Origin of the sequence: Microvirga sp. HBU67558, from assembly GCF_018069605.1 — a bacterium.
Lineage (GTDB): Bacteria > Pseudomonadota > Alphaproteobacteria > Rhizobiales > Beijerinckiaceae > Microvirga > Microvirga terrae.
Genome location: NZ_JAGPUP010000522.1, coordinates 1 through 19,092, shown reverse-complemented (window position 1 = coordinate 19,092; position 19,092 = coordinate 1). Strand labels below are relative to the sequence as shown.

At 62.3% G+C, this 19,092-nt stretch carries 17 protein-coding genes and 1 pseudogene; 7 read left to right on the top strand and 11 right to left on the bottom strand.

Features of this window, described 5'->3' with window-relative positions; genetic code table 11:
• Nucleotides 1-9 precede the first annotated feature (9 nt).
• From KBI52_RS15960 to KBI52_RS15950, 3 genes are read left to right on the top strand one after another with little or no spacing between them, the layout of a single operon-like run.
• Nucleotides 10-510 carry a hypothetical protein gene (locus KBI52_RS15960; RefSeq protein WP_210808645.1) on the top strand — a complete coding sequence of 167 codons (501 nt, stop codon included), beginning with the start codon at nucleotides 10-12 and terminating at the stop codon, nucleotides 508-510.
• A complete protein-coding gene (locus KBI52_RS15955; protein ID WP_173947201.1) occupies nucleotides 511-1,722 on the top strand; it encodes a YcaO-like family protein in 1,212 nt (403 codons plus the stop codon). It abuts the gene before it with no gap.
• Nucleotides 1,712-2,860 carry a TfuA-like protein gene (locus KBI52_RS15950; RefSeq protein ID WP_210808643.1) on the top strand — a complete coding sequence of 383 codons (1,149 nt, stop codon included), beginning with the start codon at nucleotides 1,712-1,714 and terminating at the stop codon, nucleotides 2,858-2,860. Before KBI52_RS15955 ends, KBI52_RS15950 begins: the two co-directional genes overlap by 11 nt.
• A gap of 51 nt (nucleotides 2,861-2,911) precedes the next feature.
• On the opposite strand, the gene KBI52_RS15945 is transcribed toward KBI52_RS15950, so the two are convergent.
• Nucleotides 2,912-4,684, bottom strand: a complete 1,773-nt coding sequence (locus KBI52_RS15945) for a tetratricopeptide repeat protein (protein WP_173947199.1) — start codon at nucleotides 4,682-4,684, stop codon at nucleotides 2,912-2,914.
• A gap of 499 nt (nucleotides 4,685-5,183) precedes the next feature.
• Nucleotides 5,184-5,336 (bottom strand): hypothetical protein, encoded by a 153-nt coding sequence (locus tag KBI52_RS15940; protein ID WP_173947198.1) that lies wholly within the window; start codon nucleotides 5,334-5,336, stop codon nucleotides 5,184-5,186.
• Between the two features lie 272 nt (nucleotides 5,337-5,608).
• Here KBI52_RS15940 and KBI52_RS15935 point away from each other — a divergent pair, with 272 nt between their 5' ends.
• The 3 genes from KBI52_RS15935 to KBI52_RS15925 all read left to right on the top strand — a co-directional run bounded on the left by KBI52_RS15935 (nucleotide 5,609) and on the right by KBI52_RS15925 (nucleotide 9,415).
• Nucleotides 5,609-5,902, top strand: a complete 294-nt coding sequence (locus tag KBI52_RS15935; protein ID WP_173947197.1) for a hypothetical protein — start codon at nucleotides 5,609-5,611, stop codon at nucleotides 5,900-5,902.
• 288 nt (nucleotides 5,903-6,190) lie between these two features.
• On the top strand, nucleotides 6,191-7,156 hold the full coding sequence (rarD, locus tag KBI52_RS15930) for an EamA family transporter RarD (protein ID WP_173947238.1): 966 nt from the start codon (nucleotides 6,191-6,193) through the stop codon (nucleotides 7,154-7,156).
• 105 nt (nucleotides 7,157-7,261) lie between these two features.
• A complete protein-coding gene (locus KBI52_RS15925; protein WP_210808665.1) occupies nucleotides 7,262-9,415 on the top strand; it encodes a mechanosensitive ion channel family protein in 2,154 nt (717 codons plus the stop codon).
• Between the two features lie 255 nt (nucleotides 9,416-9,670).
• Here KBI52_RS15925 and KBI52_RS15920 read toward each other — a convergent pair whose 3' ends face one another.
• The 5 genes from KBI52_RS15920 to KBI52_RS15900 all read right to left on the bottom strand — a co-directional run bounded on the left by KBI52_RS15920 (nucleotide 9,671) and on the right by KBI52_RS15900 (nucleotide 14,519).
• Nucleotides 9,671-10,606: a sugar-binding protein gene (locus tag KBI52_RS15920; RefSeq protein WP_210808663.1), complete on the bottom strand. Its 936-nt coding sequence runs from the start codon at nucleotides 10,604-10,606 to the stop codon at nucleotides 9,671-9,673.
• A 117-nt stretch (nucleotides 10,607-10,723) separates the two neighbouring features.
• On the bottom strand, nucleotides 10,724-11,773 hold the full coding sequence (locus tag KBI52_RS15915) for an ABC transporter permease (RefSeq protein ID WP_173947196.1): 1,050 nt from the start codon (nucleotides 11,771-11,773) through the stop codon (nucleotides 10,724-10,726).
• Nucleotides 11,773-12,513: an ATP-binding cassette domain-containing protein gene (locus KBI52_RS15910; RefSeq protein ID WP_173947195.1), complete on the bottom strand. Its 741-nt coding sequence runs from the start codon at nucleotides 12,511-12,513 to the stop codon at nucleotides 11,773-11,775. Before KBI52_RS15910 ends, KBI52_RS15915 begins: the two co-directional genes overlap by 1 nt.
• A gap of 144 nt (nucleotides 12,514-12,657) precedes the next feature.
• Entirely contained in the window at nucleotides 12,658-13,500 is an 843-nt protein-coding gene (locus KBI52_RS15905; protein ID WP_210808641.1) for an amidohydrolase, read from the bottom strand.
• A gap of 5 nt (nucleotides 13,501-13,505) precedes the next feature.
• On the bottom strand, nucleotides 13,506-14,519 hold the full coding sequence (locus KBI52_RS15900; protein ID WP_210808639.1) for an aldo/keto reductase: 1,014 nt from the start codon (nucleotides 14,517-14,519) through the stop codon (nucleotides 13,506-13,508).
• A gap of 332 nt (nucleotides 14,520-14,851) precedes the next feature.
• Between KBI52_RS15900 and KBI52_RS15895 the strand changes: the two genes are divergently transcribed.
• Nucleotides 14,852-15,544, top strand: coding sequence for a FadR/GntR family transcriptional regulator (locus KBI52_RS15895; protein WP_210808637.1), 693 nt, complete (start codon nucleotides 14,852-14,854; stop codon nucleotides 15,542-15,544).
• A gap of 93 nt (nucleotides 15,545-15,637) precedes the next feature.
• On the opposite strand, the gene KBI52_RS15890 is transcribed toward KBI52_RS15895, so the two are convergent.
• From KBI52_RS15890 to KBI52_RS15875, 4 genes and pseudogenes are all read right to left on the bottom strand, one after another.
• The gene (locus KBI52_RS15890; protein WP_210808635.1) at nucleotides 15,638-17,197 is read right to left on the bottom strand and encodes a polysaccharide lyase family 7 protein; all 1,560 of its coding nucleotides are present in this window, start codon (nucleotides 17,195-17,197) and stop codon (nucleotides 15,638-15,640) included.
• Between the two features lie 525 nt (nucleotides 17,198-17,722).
• Nucleotides 17,723-18,247, bottom strand: a complete 525-nt coding sequence (locus KBI52_RS15885) for a hypothetical protein (RefSeq protein WP_173947191.1) — start codon at nucleotides 18,245-18,247, stop codon at nucleotides 17,723-17,725.
• A 197-nt stretch (nucleotides 18,248-18,444) separates the two neighbouring features.
• Nucleotides 18,445-18,720, bottom strand: a complete 276-nt coding sequence (locus KBI52_RS15880; RefSeq protein ID WP_173947190.1) for a hypothetical protein — start codon at nucleotides 18,718-18,720, stop codon at nucleotides 18,445-18,447.
• 147 nt (nucleotides 18,721-18,867) lie between these two features.
• Nucleotides 18,868-19,092, bottom strand: a pseudogene (locus KBI52_RS15875) (methyl-accepting chemotaxis protein); the annotation flags it as partial.

Genomic DNA, 19,092 nt, shown 5'->3' with positions numbered 1-19,092 from the left:
GAGGGTAAGATGACACTCAATCCTGCCAGTCTGGCCAGCGCAACGGACCACCCGTTTGCATCCCGCCGTGACGTTCTGGCTGCGGCCACCGCGCTGCTCGCCGCCGCTGCAACGGGCTCATCCGCCGAGGCCGCCACGGGCGCTGAGGGTTATTTCCTCGTGTTCGAAAAACCTGGCGGTTCCTATAATCCGAACGATCCCGAGGCCAGGGTCTTCTTCATTCCATCCTCGTGGCTTGAACTGTTCGAGGTCACCGACTTCTATAAAACCAACTACCCAACCACTGGCCCTAACAGTTGGCTGAAAGTTCTGGAGAAGATTAGCAAACCGCCATCACCTGGCGGGGGAGCGCCTGGAAAGAAACACAAGTTTCACGCCCTGTACGCGGATACGACGGAACCCGCCATGGACATCCCATTCCCGAACCGCACCGTCATTCCAGCCACACCACCGGGCGCCGGTCAGACCTACCTCGCGGCGATGCTTGCCCCAATGAACCTGCAGCCGTAAATGCCGTACCCCATCGATGGAAGCCTGCTGCAGAACATCTGGAGCAAGGATCATCGTTCGCCCAAGCTCGCGTCGCACCGGATTTGCAGGCCCGAGGAGACCTTCGCGCGCATCGAGCCGCTCCTTCCGATGGCCGGTATCACGCGGATTGCCGACGTGACGGGGCTGGATCGCCTCAACATTCCCGTCGCCGTCGTAACGCGGCCCAATTCCCGAGGGTTCTCGGTCTCTCAGGGGAAGGGCCTTGATTTCACAGGTGCGAAAGTCTCTGGGGCAATGGAGGGACTCGAGAGCTTCCATGCCGAGCGCATTGACCGGCCTCTCTACTTCCTGCGCTGGAGCGAGCTTGCCGGAGCCGACCGCGTCGTCGATCTCGATCGGCTGCCCCGGCTGCGCAACAGCCTATTCCATGCCGACAAGCGCATCCCCTGGATCTCGGCGACCGACCTTCTGAGTGGTCGCGAGCGGCTCGTCCCCTTTGAACTCATCCACACTGACTTTTCGTTACCGGCATTGCCCGGCACCGGATGTTTCCCCCGAAGTTCGAACGGCTTGGCATCCGGCAACAGCTTCAGCGAAGCCGCTGTCCACGGCTTATGTGAACTCATCGAGCGGGATGCCTATGCGCTTTACCTGTGGCACCCCGAACGGGGCGTGCGCGTCGACATCTCTACCGTCTCGGACTCTGTGCTCGGCTCCCTCGTCGAGCGAGTCGCGAAGGCGGGCTGCTCCCTCATCGTGAGGGATATCACCTCCGATATCGGCGTTCCGGTATTTTGGGCGACGATCACAGGTGGTGACTCCGCGGTGACGGCCGCACCCGCAGGCGGGCTCGGTTGCCACCCCGACCGAGTCTGGGCTTGTGTTCGTGCCATCACAGAAGCCGCGCAGTCGCGGGCCACGCGCCTCTCGGGGGCTCGCGACGACCTCACGCGTCGTTGGTTTCAGCCCATGAATACGTCGCTCGCCTCGGTGCCGGAGCACGATGTAGGGGCTCTTCAGACTGGACAGAGCTTTTGCGGCGAGACCATTGAGGATGATCTGCGCTGGTTGCTCGACCGGCTGAACGCGAAAGGCTTCGACAGCGTTCTTGCCGTCGATCTGAGCCGCCCAGAGTTCGGCCTGCCGGTATTGAGGCTCGTGGTGCCTGGCCTCGAGCATCCTGGCGATGATGCGATACCTGGACCGAGGGCATTCGTATATGACGTTTGACCGTCCCGTGCTCTTTCTTGGGCCCGCGCTCCGCGCGGAGCGGGCACAGGCTATTCTGCCCGTCGAGATTAGGCCCCCAGCCGCTCGTGGCGATATATACCGGGCTGCCTTGGAGGAGCCGCGTGCGATCCTCCTCGTCGACGGAGCTTTCGAGGATGTACCTGCGGTGTTTCACAAAGAGATCCTGTGGGCGCTCAAGCAGGGCATTCATGTCTTCGGCGCCGCCAGCATGGGCGCGCTTCGTGCGGCCGAACTTCATCGCTTTGGAATGGTCGGGATCGGCGAGGTATTTGAAGCCTATAGGGACGGACGCCTGCAGCGTGATGATGCCGTCGCCTTGCTGCACGGACCGGCAGAACTTGGTTGGCCGCAGCTGACTCGCTCGCTCGTGGATATCCACGCAACCCTCGCCGCAGCCGAGAGCAGTGATATCATCGAACCTGACGATACCCAGGCCCTCGCACAATCGGCGGCGACCCTGTTCTGGCGCGAGAGAACCTATGCTGCCGTGGTCGGGCAGGCCTTGGCCGATGGTTGGAGAGGAGAACGCTCCGATGCTTTTCTTGCATGGGTTGAACATCATGAGGTTTTTCAGAAGGAGCGGGATTGCCTCGCTCTCCTCGAGCACGTCTCAATGAACTGGCAGGCTCTGGAAGAGCCGTTTCAGCCGGAGTTCCGCTTCGAGCACACGGAGGCCTGGCAGGTTCTGCAGGCAGAGGTAGAACAGGCCGAGCCCTTGGCCTCGGAGCCGGGGATCTTAGCGGCGCTCCAGCAGCACAGCGCCCACGAGGCTATCGAGGCGCAGGCGCTTCTCTCGTTGTTGGCCGAGGAATTTCTGCGCGAGGCAGATGGACCGGACGATCCGCTGGCGTTCTCAAAAGCGGCAGCTGTGTTCCGCAGCCGTCACGGGCTGACCAGCGCCGACAATGTGGCGCGCTGGATGACCGAAACCGGGCTCTCCCACGCAGATTATACTGCGCTCGTCCGCAATACTGGAAACATCGACGTGCTACAGTGCCGCTTCGCTCCACGTCTCTCCGCCACGATGCTGCGCATCGCTCGCGCGCGGGGTCTGCTGGACCCTGCCGAAGGCCTGAGTACGCAGAACGGTGAAGCAAATCGTTCCGCGCAGCGATAGAAGCGAGGACGAGCACGTCCTGAGAGCACTCGCTCGAGGCGCAGAGCAACGTTACAAACCTGCCTTGCGCAGCCCCTCCACGAAGTGCATGGTGTCGGACTCGAGCCGATCTGGCTGGACGGCGGCCCACCGCTCGACGCTGAACGTTGGGTGGGCCTCGAGGATTTTCGCAGCCTCGCGCTGCGCTTCCACAAGCCGGCCGAGTTGGGCATAGCTCGCTGCTAAGATCCGACGCCCCTCGGTTGGGTTCTGCATACTATTGATCGTATGCACGGCGTCCTCATAGCGGCCGAGTTTGTAGAAGGCGCCGCCTAGGTGCCAGAGATACTGGTCAGGATAAAAGGGGTTGAGCCGCTTGGCCTTGTCGAGCAGCGCAACAGCCTCGGCGGCCTCGCCCGAGTGAGCCAATGCATCAGCCATGTCGGACATAAGATCAGCGTCATTCGGGTTGAGGACTAGTGCCCGACGGTACGCGCTTAATGCTGCATCGTGCTCCTTGCGATAAAGATGTGCAAATCCTAGCTCTCCAAAGCCACGTGCATCTGTGGGATCGACCTCGATAGCCGATTGCGCAAGATTGAGCGCGGTATCCAGGGCCTTGTCTCGCATTTCAGTCCAGCTGTACCGCCAATCGATGTTGAGCGTGCGCGACTTCGCGGCCATTGCCCTAGCATAGTGGGGATCGACTCTGAGCGCGCTCTCATAGAGCAGCCGAGCCCGGCGGTTCTCGTCCCGGGTATAGTGGAAAATGTGCTGCTGGCCTTGGAGGACGAGGCTGTAAGCCCTCAGGTCGGAAGGGCCAACTTGCTGCAGCCGCTCCCATTCCGAGACATGAATGCTCACTGCCGTCGCAGAGACGATGATCTGAGTAATTTCCTCTTGAAGCTCGAGGATATTATCGAATTCGCGGTTGTACTGCTCGCCCCAGATGGTCCTGTCCCTCTCAGCATCGATGAGCTGGATACCAATCCGGACGCGCTTGCCTGCTATGCGCACGGTGCCCGCAACCACGTATCGCACGCCAAGCTCCCGTGCCGCATGCAGCGGCGTCTCCGAAGCTCCCCCAACCACATAGGCCGAGTTGCGAGAAATCACGAAGAAGTCGTGGAAGCGCGAGAGACTCGTGGTGATGTCGTCGGTGAATCCATCAGCGAGCCAGTGCCATGCCGGATCGCTGCCCTGAAACCGGAATGGTAGGACGACGACTGATGCTTCCGGGACAAGCGGGCGGTTCGGCTGCTCCGGCGTTGCCGCTCGTCTGAGGCCAGTCGTCATCGCTGCGGCAGTCGCGTCCTCCTGGACTTGGAAAATGTCGACGGGCTCGCGGACGTTCTTGAGGCGCTGAGCCCCAAGATAGGAGTAGCCGAAGGCGAGCTTGTCACAGACCTGATCGTAAACTGCCGCGGAGATGCAGACCTGCCCTGGTCGCGCGTAAGTCTCAATGCGGGCGGCAATATTCACGCTATCGCCGCCGACCTGTCCGTCGTCGAATAGAATCTCGCCGAGATTGATGCCGATCCGGAAGAGGATCTGCCGCTCCTCCGGGATCCCCTCGTTGAGCATTCGCATCTGCTTTTGAATCTTCATTGCGCAGCCCACGGCCGCCATCGCGCTACCGAATAGAAGGAAGAGCCCATCACCGCTGACCTGCTGGACCTCTCCATCGCACTCATGCGCGAGTTGCTTGAAGATCTGAAGTCGCTCCTTGACGGCATGCCAAGTGCCGATTTCGTCGTCGCCCATGAGCCGAGTGTAATCGACGATGTCAGCAAACAGCATCACACCTAGTCGGCGATGCGGAGCAACCTGATCTACATCCGACATAATGACAACTCATGGGCGAGTCGGGAGCATGCGAAGCCGAATTCTGCAGCGACCTTCACTCAATTTACCAAAAATCAAGCTAACGGAGCAAGGAGTGAGTGAACGCTATACTGATTTGTTCAAGTCATCGGCAAAGAGAAGCCGGTGAGAGTTCTGTGATACCCTCATGCTTGGCTGATTTCTCACACGTTATTTTACATCCGAACGAACATATTTGCCATAGTGACATGCCAACCGCCAACAGTCGGGCTGTTGAACGAACTAGAGCATTCTGGTCTGGCGCTGCTAGCAAAGCACCGAGAGGTCTATTGGGGGTTCTTGACACCAATCCGTACAGCCGCGCGCGCCAACGTCTCAGCCTTGGCGATTTGCGGATCGCCGCCAAGCTGAACCTTCGCTAGGATCCCGCGCGTGCCCGCGGGCCTTGTCCGCGCTTAAGACCTCGACGGTGCCGATGCTCACCCGCAGGAGGGTGCCGAACGCGGGGGACCCAATCCGGTCAATCGCAGTCGTCGTAATGCCAGTTGGCTCCTACGGCACGGTATGGCGGCGCTTCCAGCCGCCCGGTCTCCAGGAAGCCGCTCAACAGCCGCTGGAGCGAAACAAGAGAGGATGCTGCCGGTCTCGCGCTCAGGCGCAGCAACTGGGTCATGGCGAACCCTCCATCGATGATCTCCCCAGCCGCATGAGCCTCTACCCGGACGCGCAAACCCGCAACCAAGTCATATGGGTTACCTCTGGCGATAGGCTGGTGCGGGCCTCTCACCCTGCGCCCGGTTGGATCGGGGAGCATCGATGGACGGCTTGGGGCGGGCGGGCAAGGCGAGCCGGCCCAGTGGATCAGACCACGGCGTTTCCCTGCGCAGCATCTCGAATTCCGGCTCCTTCTGTGGCAGAATGAGCCTTCAGGAACAGGAGACGACAATGGATAAGGTCGCAATCGCCTTAGCTATCTCCTTGCTGGCGGCCGGCGCTGAGGCCCAAACGCGTCCTTCGACCGTGAACATGCCATGTGGTGCCAGCCGCCAATTGGTTTTCACGAGAGGCGCCATCGTGCTCGGAACCGGGGGAATGACCTATGACCGGTTCGTTCGCGACGCTACGTTCTGCGACGTGACGGAATATGCCCAGTCGGCCTATGTTCCAAGCATAGAGACGCCCATCTGCTTCGTTGGATATCGATGCAAACAGGGTCCCCGCGATTTGTGGGACGATTGACGGGCATCATTCCGCACGTGCCGTTCGAATCGAGTCAGTCCGCCAAGGTCAACACTTGAACCCAGCCGGGGAGTTGCGGCTGGGTCCCAGGCGGCTCTCGGGCTGCCGGGGCTGTTGACGGCTCCTCCACTCACGGACCAGAGAGTGCTCCTGATTTCAATGGCCCAGCTCTCTCACCAAAGTCGGGGTTATCGCCCTTACAGAATGTGAAATAGGAGGGTGGCGCGCAGGAGATCACGGTGGCAGCCGGGCCTGTCGACCGAGAAGGGACATGGCCAGAGGCTCATGATGGAAACGGGACAGGCGGCTTCCGAGGCGCGTGGGACGCGGATCGGTGTTCTCTACGCGTTGGCCGCATTCTTCATGTGGGGCTTGGCCGTTCCCCTACATTTCAAGCTTATCTCGGCTGTTCCCGCTCTTCAGATTCTCGCCCACCGCATCGTCTGGGCAAGCCTGTTCGCCCTTGGTCTGATCCTCGCTGGCCGGCAATGGCGCAAGCTTGTCGAGGCGCTGACCTCCGGCAGCCGGTTGCTGCTCCTGAGCCTTTCGGCCGGCCTGATCGCCATCAACTGGCTCATCTATATCTGGGCCGTCAATGCCGGGCATCTCGTTCAGACGAGCCTCGGATACTTCATCAACCCGCTCCTGAATGTGGTGCTCGGCGTTCTCTTCCTGCGGGAGAAACTCAATCCGACGCAGATCGGCGCCTGCCTGATCGCCGCCGTGGGCGTGCTCGTCCTTGCCGTCTCGTCGGGCGAGATGCCGTGGGTCGCGCTGGTTCTGGCCTTCAGCTTCGGCTGCTACGGCCTTGTCAGAAAGATCGTGCCGGTGGCGCCTCTCATCGGCTTTTGCGTCGAGTCCCTTCTGCTCACTCCTCTGGCCTTGGGCTACCTGGTCTGGGTTGCCGTGAACGGTGAATCCGCCGCCTTTCGGGGCGATCTGGTTCTGGACTCGCTGCTCGTCCTGACGGGACTGAGCACGGCCTTGCCGCTCATTTGGTTTGCCGCGGGCGCGCAGCGGTTGAAGCTCTCCACCATCGGCCTGCTGCAGTACCTGGCGCCTTCGGGCCAGCTCGCACTCGGGGTTCTCGCCTTTGGCGAGGCGTTCGGATGGATCGATGCCTTTGCGTTCGGATTGATCTGGATTGCTCTTGCGCTTTACACCGTCAGTGCCCTCAGGTCGGCGCCGCACGTGTCGGATCCGACGGTTCCACCCGACGGAACAGCCCCTCAATCCGGGAAAGAGGCGCTTTGACGGCCGGATGGACTTTTTGACGGCTTGGCCCGATGCTGTGCCTAACCGTGGCAGGGCCTGCGCGATGCGCCTCGAGGCAGGTCCAGAAGAGGGTGCTTGTCTGCGATGCGTGGGTGCTCCTGCATCAGAGTGCTGATCGCCATGGTCTATGGCGCGGTTCTCCTGTTCCTGGGTTCACTCGGAGCCGAGGCACAGCCTCAACCGGCCCCCAATCCTCCACCGCAGGTTCAGCAGATGCTGCAGCTCCTGCAGGATCCCGCCGTTCAGACGTGGATCAATGAGCAGAAGAGGCCTCCCGTCGCCGCTGAGGCTCCCGCAGCCGAGCCGACGGTGTCCGAAATCATGATGCAGCGGATCACGGGACTGCGTGGTCGCCTGGCCGCCCTGGCCGCCGCCGTGCCGCGGCTGCCGGACGAGTTCCGGACGGCCTCCGGTCGCCTTCTCGAAGAACTCCAGGGGCGACGGCCCCTGTCCGTCCTCGTTCTCATTCTGGGGTTTCTCGCCCTGGGAGCAGGGGCCGAACGGCTCTTCCGCGCGGCGACCGGACCATCTCGACGGCGGATCGTCAGCCGTCCGGCGACCACCACCACCGAACGCCTGCACGCGATCGTCCTGCGCTTCGCGTTCAATCTGGCCGATCTTGCGATCTTTGCCGCCGGGAGCATCGGGGCGTTCCTGGCCCTCGACTGGCCTCCGCTCCTCCGCCAGGTCGTGGTCGCCTATCTTGTCGCCGCCGTGGTCCTGCGGCTGGCTCTGATTGCGAGCCGCTTCCTTCTCGCGCCGAATCATGCCGGACCGGAGCATGCCGAGCAGTTTCGCCTGATCCCGTTGGATGCGGTGACGGCGCGGTTCTGGCACCGGCGCGTTGCCCTGTTCGTCGGCTGGTTCGCCTTCGGATGGGCGAGCGTCGACGCACTCCGGATCCTGGGCTTCACGCCGGACGCGCGGGCCGTCATGGCCTATGCCCTCGGGCTCGGGCTCCTGGTCATCGCCATCAACGTGGTCTGGACCCGCCCCAGGCCGGCCTTCAGCAGCGCCCCGGAGGCGGGTGCGCCGAGACGGCTGCCCCGCGCACTCGCAGCCAGCCTGCTGTCCTTGTATTTCGTGCTTGTCTGGGGCTTGTGGGTGGCGGGCCTCATGGGGTTCTTCTGGCTGGCCGTCATCGCCCTGCTGCTGCCGCTTGCCATCTCCCTGACCGAGAAGGCCAGCCGCCATGCCCTGCGCCCGCACGAGGGGGTGGAGGCCGCCACGCAAACGGGACTCATGGCCGTCTATCTGGACCGCGGAATCCGGGCGCTACTCATCGCCGGCGCCGTGCTGTTGCTCGCCGACGCCTGGCATATCGATCTGGTCGAGATGACCAGTCGCGATACGCTGCTCACCCGCCTCGTCCGCGGAGCCTTGAGCGCCGTCGTCATTTTGCTCGTCGCGGATCTTGTCTGGCAGGTGACGAAGACTTTGATCGACAAGCGCCTCGCCCGCGCGCAGGCTCAGCCATCCGCAGACAACGAAATCGCTTCGCGCGAGGCGCGCCTGCGAACGCTTCTGCCGATCTTTCGCAACGTGATCTTCGCGGTTCTCGCCGTCGTCGCCATCCTGATGGTTCTCTCCGCCCTGGGCGTGGAAATCGGTCCGCTGATCGCAGGCGCGGGCATTGCGGGCGTCGCCGTCGGGTTCGGCGCACAGACGCTGGTCAAGGACGTGATCAGCGGCGTGTTCTACCTTCTCGACGATGCGTTCCGGGTGGGGGAGTACATCCAGAGCGGCAGCTACAAGGGCACGGTCGAGTCCTTTTCCCTGCGCTCGGTCAAGCTGCGCCACCATCGCGGGCCGGTCTATACCGTGCCGTTCGGTGTGCTCGGGGCGGTCGAGAACATGAGCCGCGACTGGGTGATCGACAAGTTCCAGATCAACGTCCCCTACGACACGGATCTGGAAAAGGCACGCAAGCTCATCAAGAAGATCGGCCAGGATATGGCGGCCGATCCCGAATATGCTCCCAATATCATCGAGCCTCTGAAGATGCAGGGGGTCGAGCAGTTCGGAGATTTCGCCATCCAGATCCGGTGCAAGATGACGACGCGTCCGGGCGAGCAGTTCGTGATCCGCCGCAAAGCCTTTGCCCGCATCAAGCAGGCCTTCGACGAGAATGGAATCAAGTTCGCCTTCCCGACGGTTCAGGTGGCAGGCGGGGAGACGGCGCCCGCCGTGGCCCAGGAGGGACTTCAACTCGTCAAGCCCGCAGGTGCTGCGGAGTAATCCTGCCGAGAGCGCCTTGAGGCTAGAGCATCGGACGGACCCAGAGGGCCGCGTCAGCGAAAAGTGGATCCGGTTTTCGCTACGCGGCCCTTCGGGTCCGTTTTGATCGATGCTCTCATTCAAGAAGAATGCATCGAATGGGTCCCAAAAGTGAAAGTCCACTTTTGGGTCCGATGCTTTAAGCGCGCAAAGAAAAGCCCTGGAGAGAATTTTTCCTCTCCAGGGCAGGATTCGCCCACTGCGTGCAGAATCAGCTCACTTCAGCATGGACGCGACATTGTCCTTCGTCACGCGGTCGATGCCGGCATAGATGATGTCCTGAACCTTCTCGCCCTTCTTCAGCTGCAGGAGGATGTCCATGGCCTTCTCGCCCATCTCGTATGGACGCTGACCCACCAGCGCGTTGGCATAGCCGTCGCGCAGCAGCTCGAGCTGGACCTTCAGGGTGTCCGCCACCACGAGCGAGAACTTGCCCTGATTCATGGCTTCCTTGTTCTTGTTCACGAAGCTCTTGTAGGCCTCGGGGACGAACATCGGCCAGCCGCCCACCGGCACGATGGCGGCGAGATCCGGATTAGCGGTCTTGAGGTCCTGCATCTGCTGGACGGCGAGCGCAAGGTCGTCATTGCAGTAGGTGGGAGAGCCGGAAACCTCCGTCCACTTGGATCCCTTCAGGGCGTCACGCACGCCTTCCACCCGCTCTTTCAGGTTGGCGGCTGCCGGACCACCGGACACCATGGCGTATTTGCCGCCTTCCGGGCGCAGCTTCAGGAGTTCCTCCCCGAGAGCGCGACCCATGGCGCGGTTGTCCGTGCCGACATGCGCCTGGCGGGCGGAATTGGGCGCGTCGGCATCGAACGTGATGACCGGAATGCCGGCATCGCGCGCAGACTTGATGACGCGCACCGCCGCTGCGGCATCTGACACCGAGATGGCGATCCCGTCGACCTTCTGGCTGATCAGATCCTGAATGATCTGAGCCTGGCTCGCCGGCTCATGCTCGACGGGACCCTTGTAGATGCATTCAACGTTCCCGAGCTCCTTCGCGCGCTTCATGCATCCGTCGCGGGAAAGGTCGAAGTAGGGGTTGTTCATCGCCTTGGGCACGATGGCGAACTTGTAGGTCTGCTGCGCCATGGCCGGCGCTGCGAGCGCCGCGGCGGCGACCGCGGCAAGGATCAGGCGTTTCATCATGTCTTCCTCCTGGTTGATTGTCCGCCCCATTCCTGGGGTCTGGTGACCGGCTTCTCGCGACCGGCTTCTAGCATCCGCTTCGAGGCAGGCCGTGCTGCCTCCGATAACGGGATCTCACGTCGTCATCCGCAGGGTCCGCAGGCGGTCGACCAAGACCGCCAGGATGATGATCCCGCCCACGAGCACGATCTGCCAATACGCATTGATGCCCGCGAGCACGAGTCCATTGCGGATGACCTCGATGAGAAGGGCGCCGATGACCGCTCCCGCCGGGCCGCCGATGCCGCCATTGAGGTTCGCGCCGCCGATGACCGCCGCCGCGATGATCGTCAGTTCGTAGCCCGTCGCCAGATTGGCCGGAGCGGAGCCAAGCCATCCCACCATCAGGATTCCGGCAAATCCTGCGGACAGCGCGGACAGCACATAGACGGCGATTTTCACCCGCTCGACCGCGATGCCGGTCAGCGCCGCGGCCTTCTCGTTGCCGCCCAGTGCAAAGACGTGCCGCCCGAAGGCCGTATGATGAAGAACGACGCCGATGATCACCGCGAGGACGAGGAGATAGATGATGGCGACCGGAACGCCCGCGATGTTGCCGTCGGTGATGTCGTAGAAGAGATTCACGTCCGGTCCTGTCGGAGCCTGCCCGCGCCCCTCCGTGACCGCATAGGCGAGACCGCGAACGATCGAGAGCATCCCGAGGGTCGTCACGAAGGGCGAGAGCCCGACGCGGGCGATGAGCAGCCCGTTCGCCAGACCGATCAGCAGCGCGACGCCAAGGCCGGCGGCGAGCGAGACCAGCATGCCGGCCAGTGGAACGCTGTCGAGCACCGTGCCGCTCACCGCCTGCATGACGATGGCGCAGGTGATCGCCGACAGGGCCATGGTGGAGCCGACCGACAGATCGATGCCGCCCGTGACGATGACGAGGGTGACTCCGAGCGTCACGATGCCGACGAAGGAGAAGTTTTTGGCCACGTTGGCCAGGTTGCCCGGGCTGAGAAACGCTGAGCTCAGGAACGACATCACGATCATGATGACCACGAGGGCCGCCGCCACATAAGCGGTCTGGCTCGCGAAGAAGCCGCGCCGCCACCAGCGGGCCCGGCCCACATTCGAGAAGTCGCTGGTGTCGGAGTTGGTGGCCGGAGAGAGTTCGCTCATCACGCCGCTTCCTTCGCGCCGGTGATCAGCGCGGTGACTTCCTCGGGACTCGACTGGCTGATCGGCTTGTCCGCCACCTTGGTCCCGCGCCGCATGACGACCACCCGTTCGCAGACCGAGAACACGTCCGGCATGCGGTGCGAGATCAGGATCACGGCAATGCCCGCATCCTTCAGCCGGCGGATGAGATCGAGAACCTCGGCCACCTGGCGAACCGAGATCGCCGCGGTCGGCTCGTCCATGAGGATCAGCTTGGCTTTGGCGAGCCTCGTACGGGCGATGGCGACCGCCTGCCTCTGCCCGCCCGACATGGCGCGAACCACATCGTCCGGACGCGTCTCTGATTTGAGCTCACGGAACAGCTCCGCCGTCCGCTGGTTCATGGTCGCGTGGTCGAGAAACGAAAACGGCCCGACCTTGCGTTTCAACTCGCGCCCGAGAAACACGTTCGCGGCCGCCGTCAGGTTGTCCGCGAGGGCGAGGTCCTGATAGACCACCTCGATGCCGACCGAGCGGGCGTCGATCGGCCTGGTGAAATGAACCTCCTGATCCTCGAACAGGACTCTGCCGTGGGAGGGCGGGAAGTTGCCCGCAATGATCTTCACCAGGGTCGACTTGCCGGCGCCGTTGTCGCCCATGAGGCCGACGACCTCTCCGGGCTTGATGGTGAGATTCACATGGGACAAAGCCCGAATGGCGCCGAATTCCTTTCCGACGTCTTGCAGGACGAGGAGTGACAAGAGCGTTCCTCCCTCAAACTTCAGGCGTTCGCCTGTGCGGCGTCTTCGCGCCATCGCTGATCTAAGCACGGGGGGCCGTGCGGTGTCATCTGCACCTTTGGTGAAAACGGTGCCGGATTGGTGGGGCTCTTCTGGCGCCCGGCATCATGCTGCCCTCTCGCTCTGGCTCTGGTCGAGCTTATAGAAGCGGGCCGCATTCATGCCGAACACCGCATCATGATGGCGGACCGGCACGAGATCATGGCACATGGCAAGCCATTCCTCGTAGGTTCCAGCGAGCCTGAGCACCGGCCAGTCGCTGCCCCAGATGAGGCGCTCCGGACCGAACAGTTCGAGGAGCGTGTCGACATAAGGTCTGATCGTCGACATGCCACGCCGCTCCGCGGCCTCCGTGAGAAGGCCCGAGAGCTTGCAGTGAACCTGGGGGAGGGCGGCCAGATCGGCCATCAGACCACGCCACGAATGGATCTCGCCGGTCGCAATGCGAGGTTTCGCTCCGTGATCGATCACGATCGGGAAATCCGGGTGTCGCTTGGCAAGCGCCGTCAGAGCTCTCAGATGCTGCGGCATCACCAGAGCATCGAACCGCAGGTCCGCCTTCTTCATGGCATCAATCGCGGGGTCGAGCTGCGGATCATCGATCCAATCGTCGTCCGCGATGTCCTGCAGCATCGGCCGCAGGCTCTTCAGCCGCGGATGAGCCGAGAGGCGCGCTACATGACGAGCAGCATCGGAACCCTTGAGATCGACCCAGCCCACGACGCCCAGGATGAAAGAATGCCGATCCGCCAGATCCAGCATGAAGTCGGTATCGTCCATCGTGGGAAGCGACTGAACCAGGACCGTGCCGCCGATGCCGCACGCCTTCAGGACCGGCTCAAGGTCCTGCGGCCCGAAATCACGGTGGATGTCAGCCAGTTCAGGCGGCGGCCACTGGCCCTCCCGGTTGCGCATCAGCCAGAAATGCTGGTGGGCGTCGATGCGCATGGCGCTCATTCGCCTTTGCCAGGGAGGGGGGCCGCTTCGTCGATCAGGCCGCGTTCGCGAAGGGCTGTCCAGAACTCGTCGGGGATCGTGGCCTCGAACCAAGCCACGTTCGTCTGAAGCTGCTCGGCGTTGCGGGCTCCGGTCACGCAGGAGACGACGGATGGATGAGCCATAGGGAAGTGAAGGGCGGCCGCTGGGAGCGGTACGTCGAACTCGTCGCATACGGCCTTCAGGGCCTGGACCCGCTGCACCACATCCGGCGGAGCGTCCTTGTAGTCGAACTTATTGTTGCCCACGAGGATGCCCGAATTGAACGGGCCGGCAATGACGATCCCGGTTCCGACGCGAACGCACCTCTCCATCAGCGGGAGACTCATCTGCTCCAGGAGCGTGTAGCGGCCCGCGAGCATGACGATGTCGAGATCCGCTTCCTGCATGGCGTCCTGAACGACTTCCGCCTCGTTGACGCCGAGCCCGATGGCCGTGACGGAGCCGTCACGGCGGAGTTCCTGGAGCGCGCGGAACCCGCCGCCCGCGGTGAGCTGGCGCCAATAATGCTCATGCCGGTCGCCGTGGGTATAGGGGCCGATGTCGTGAATGTAGAGGATGTCGATCTCGACAACGCCGAGGCGCTGCTGGCTGTGCTCGAAGGATTTCAGAATGGCGTCATAGCTGTAGTCGTAGGTCGGGCGGAACGGGAGAGGCCGCACCCAGCCATTCTCGTCGTCGCCGACGCTGTCGTCGGGCACCATCAGGCGTCCGGCTTTCGTGCTGACGACATAGCTGCCCCTTTCGCGATCGCTCAGCAGAGCGCCCAGCCGGCGCTCGGCCCGCGTATAGCCGTAATAGGGAGCAGTATCGAAATAGCGGATGCCGGAATCCCACGCGGCCTCGGTTGCAGCCTGAGCGTCGGCAAAGCTGGTCGAGCTGTAGAGCCCTCCCATCGGCGCAGTTCCGAGACCGAGCGACGTCAGCGACAGGTCGCAGCGGGGCAGGGTGCGACGGTCGGAAGCCTTCATGGGAAACCCACGATCCGAGCGCAACCGGGATTCGCAACCCGTTGAGCGGTTCGGGACTTCACCAGCGTGCTGGTGCAATGGCGGAGAACGGCGCTTACGCCTCGCATGAATCCTCCCTCTGCAAAAGGGCTCTGTTCGCTGCAGAGCTCTCCGCCGGCCCTAATTGGTCAGGCCAGTCCGGTTGCACTAGGAATATGGCCGAGAGGAATATTTGGTCAAGTTAAAAGGTTTCGGCAGAAATGTGTCGCTTCGGCCTTGTTGCCAGGGTCCAGGGCGTGAACTATGGTCAGGCCAGTTCTGCCTTTCCCTCCCGCCCGGAGGGCTCCGCACCAATGTCGATCCCATCCAAGACCACTGAGCCGAGGCGCCTTTATCAGCAGATCGCCGAACAGATCCGCGGCCTGATCCAAGCCGGACATTTCCCGCCGGGAGCCCGCCTCCCCGCCGAACGGGATCTGGCCCATCATCTGGGCGTATCACGCCCTTCGCTCAGGGAGGCGCTCATCGCACTCGAGATCGACGGCCGCGTGGAAATCCGCTCGGGATCCGGCGTTTATGTCTGCGCACCTTTGGAACGTGTTGCCAGCATGATGGGCTCGATGGGCGAGAGTCCGTCGGAACTCATGCAGGCGCGAGCTGTCATTGAGGGGACGGTCGTGGCTCTCGCCTGTGCACGCATGACCCCTGAGGGGCTGGCGTCTCTCCAGGCAACGCTCGAGGCGATGCGGGCCGATATCGCCGATGGACGAGATCCGCTTGAGCAGGATCGCCAATTCCATCTTGCCATCGCGGGCCTGTGCGGCAATTCCGTTCTCATGCGCATCGTGCGCGGCCTGTTCGACGAGCGTCATAGCCCGATTTCCGCTCAACTCAGCGTACGATTCGACAGCCGGGAAGGCTGGCACACCGCGCTCCTGGAGCACGAAGCCATCTATGCGGCGCTGGAGGCCGCGGATCCCCTTCTGGCGGAGGCGACGATGCGGATGCATCTCGACGCTTCGAAGAAACGCTGGCTGGGGGACTGAAATGGAGAAAGCCGTTTCGGCCCGCGATCGCCGTCGCAAAAGAAGCGGCTTCGGTCCGTACCGAAGCCGCTTCTGAAAGCCCGGGCAGCTTGCCTAGATGACGGTGAAGTCGGCTGCCGAGAGTTTGGCGAGGTTTTCGATGACCGCGAACTTCACCGCAGCCGTCGAACCCGTGCCGTCCGCGTCATAGGAGAGCGCGCCCGTCTTGTCGTCGTAGATGATGCGGTCGCTCGCATCCAACGCTTTCGTGCCGATGACGAAGCTGCTTGAGGCGAGTGCCCCGTACTTGAGCTTGCTGAACGCCGAGTCGTTGAGGCGGATCGTGTCATCGGCGACGTTGAAGTCGACGATCACATCCACATTGGCGCCGCCCGGCTTGGTGTCGAAGGTGAAGCTGTCCTTGCCGGCTCCGCCGATGAGGATGTCGCTGCCGTTCTTTGCCCAGATCTTGTCGTTGCCGCCTTTGCCGTCGATCACGTCGTTGCCGGACGTGCCTGTCAGGCTGTCGGCACCGCTCGTGCCGTTGATCGTCTTCGTCGTGGTGGGGCGCGGCGCAGGTGTCGGGGCGGGAGACTCGGTCGCATCGGCTACCTGGAGAGTTACGGTTCCGGTATCGGTATCGCCGTCGACGTCCCTGACCGTGTAGCTGAAGCTGTCCGAGCCATGGAAGTTGGCCTTCGGCGTGTAGACGAACGAGCCATCGGCACTCAGCTTCACGCTCCCACCCTGAGCCGTGGCGATGGTTCCGGCAAGTGCCGCCTTGCCGCCGTCCGCCGCCACGTCGTTGGCGAGCACGCCCTGAGCGGCGGAGACGGTTAGAGCCCTGTCCTCGGTTGCAGCGTACCTGTCACTCGTCGCGACGACCGAATGGTCACCCGCGTCAGGTGTGGGGGGGGGCGTCGGGGCCGGTTGCGTCGGCGAGGTGACGACCCCGTTGTGGTTGAAGCTCAGGGCATAGAACGAGGTCTGGCCATAACCTGAACCATTCGTCTCGTTCGCGCCGAGGTAAGCGCCGGCCTTGAAGTAGAACGTGTCGGACTGCCAAACGCTGTTGATCTTGCTGACCGACTTATAGACCTGGCCATCGGCGAAGACCGTCACCTCGAGATCGTCGCCCTTGGCGTTGATCGTGTAAGAGAAGCGCTCATCCAGGGATACGCTCGGCTGCTGGCCCGAAGCGTTCACGAAAAAGAACTTCGTCTCGGTGTTGCTGGAGCCCGCCTGATCGTTGGCGAAATAGAGCTTGCCATTCTCCCAATAGAGGCGGACGAGTTCATCATCCTGGCCATGGATTTGACCGACGACGATCTTGCCGCCCACACCGTCGCGGTTGGGAGCAGCATCGACCTCGAGGGTAGCGCTCATGAACCCGCCGGTTGTGAGGTTCCAGGCGGCCGTTGCGGTGCCGTTCATCTCGCGCAGCTCTGAGCGGGAATAGGACGATCCGCTGGTGGTCGCACCTTCGACAGGGGCCACAAAGGTCATCGCTCCGTCGGCGGCGGTGTAGAAATATTTGGAGTGCTGGTAGCCCGAGAGGTTCTTCACTTCCATGGCGGTGCCGATGAATCCGCCATTCGGGTCCACAGGAAGGGTGATTTTCCAATTAGACAGGTCAAAGTTGCCGCTCGGCGCGACAGAAGAGTTCAAAGCCATGATGTCTGCCCCAAAATTGAGCGAGCCCCTTTCGCGAGGCTTCTGAATAAGACTTGTGCAGTTCTCTTGAGAACTAGCGAGGATTATGCCGGAAGAAAACGCACGATACGTACAGGTGAAAATGAACGTGGATCTAGACGCTCACAATACTGCGGGCCGCGATGTTTATAGCTCGAAATCCGCTGCGAATGTTCTGCTGATCGAATAAGGCAACATCGTGGCATCTCAGGAAAATCTGAGTTCCCGAGTAAGGATTCTGTCCTCTTCGAAGATCAAGAGGGCGAAGAAGGAATAAAAGCCTGGTTCAAGCCGACGTACGTATTCGGTGAAAAGGGCAGGGTGCAGGAACGACAATGGAGGTTCCAGTCCGGCGCTTGTCGCCCGATCCCCACAAAGAAAGAGCGCCGGGTCGATTGGCGCTCTAGGGAGGCCGCCGTTGCGGCCAGAGGGAGGACCGTGCCAGCCAGGCACCTGAGAAGGCTGCGCCTGAAAGGTAAACGACTGGTTACGAAACGAACGCGACGGCTAATCTTTCAGGACATCCTCTGGCCGTTCAGCATCCCGCAAATCCGCGCTCTCGGCAGGCGCGTATCCGAATCGTTCGGTGAGCGCCCCGAATGAATCCTGCGTATCATGCCCCGTCTGCACGCCGTGGCAGACGGCAAAATACTCGATGACGGCGTTCTCCTCGGCACCGGAGGGCGAAGCCAAGTTGAGGAGAGCCACCTTCCATCGCCCCGTGTCGCCCTGCCAGATTGCGGACGGCTTTGTCTTCGAGCAGAAATAGTAACCCGTCGATGCCTCGCCGCCTGTCCTGGGACGGCGCCTGTCATAGCTGCCGTTCGGGTGATGGGAGGTCCATTCCCTGGAGATCACCTTGAACAGGCCGCCATTGCTGTTGGAGCCGACGATGTCGCGGCTCTCGATGCTGAACCAAGCACAATAGTCCATCCGGCACCGGCCCTGCATCAGTTCGGCCGAAAGGGCAGTCCCAGCGGCCGTGAGACCAGCGACGCAGATGGCGAGGGCGGCAGTCCAGGGAAATCTCATGGAACCCCATCGACAATGTCTTGGCCCGTCAATGTAAGACAAGCAGCCAGCCGACCAAAGCCACGGGAGCAATGATGCCGAGAACGAAGGAAACAGCATCGTGGGCCATAAAAACCTCCTGCCGATTTCCCTAACGTAATCTCTTGAAGCTCAGGCGGCGGTGCGCTTGAGCACGTGCTATGGAATGAGGGAGCGGATCAGGAACTCGAACCATCCGGCGTTTCGGGCTCAGGAGAGGTGCCGGAAGCCGTGCTATCCTCGACCGGTCTATCGTTCCGGGCCTTGCGCTTCTTGCCGAGCCATCTGAACAGCATCCAACCCAAGCCCGAGCTGAGCGCTGCGATCACCACGAGGCCGGAACTCGGATAGTCTCGGAAGTTGACGCGTTTCGTGCCGTTCAGCTCTTCCAGTTCGTCATCCGGCTGTTCATCTGTCTCGGGCATGAGAGAGGTCTCGAAGGGGTTATCTCCCATATATGTCTCATGACTTGCGTTTCCATCGCCTTCTTTTGGCAAATGCCAAACGGGGTCTAGCCCTGGAGGGGCCTGTCCGAGCGTACCAACAAAAACGCCCGGCTCTGTTGAGCCGGGCGGGGATGCGGATGCCAGAGCCAGACGGGCTCAGGCGGCCTTCACGCCGGAGAGGAAGGCCGTCACCTCCTGGCCCAGATCGTGGGAATGGCGTGCAAGCTCGCGTGCCGCGCCTAACACCTGACCGGCTGCCGTGCTCGTCTCGCCGGCGCCTTGGTTCACATCCGCGATACTGCCGGTCACGGCTTCCGTGCCCCGCGCCGCTTCCTGAACGTTGCGGGCGATCTCGGCGGTCGCGGCGCCCTGCTCCTCCAT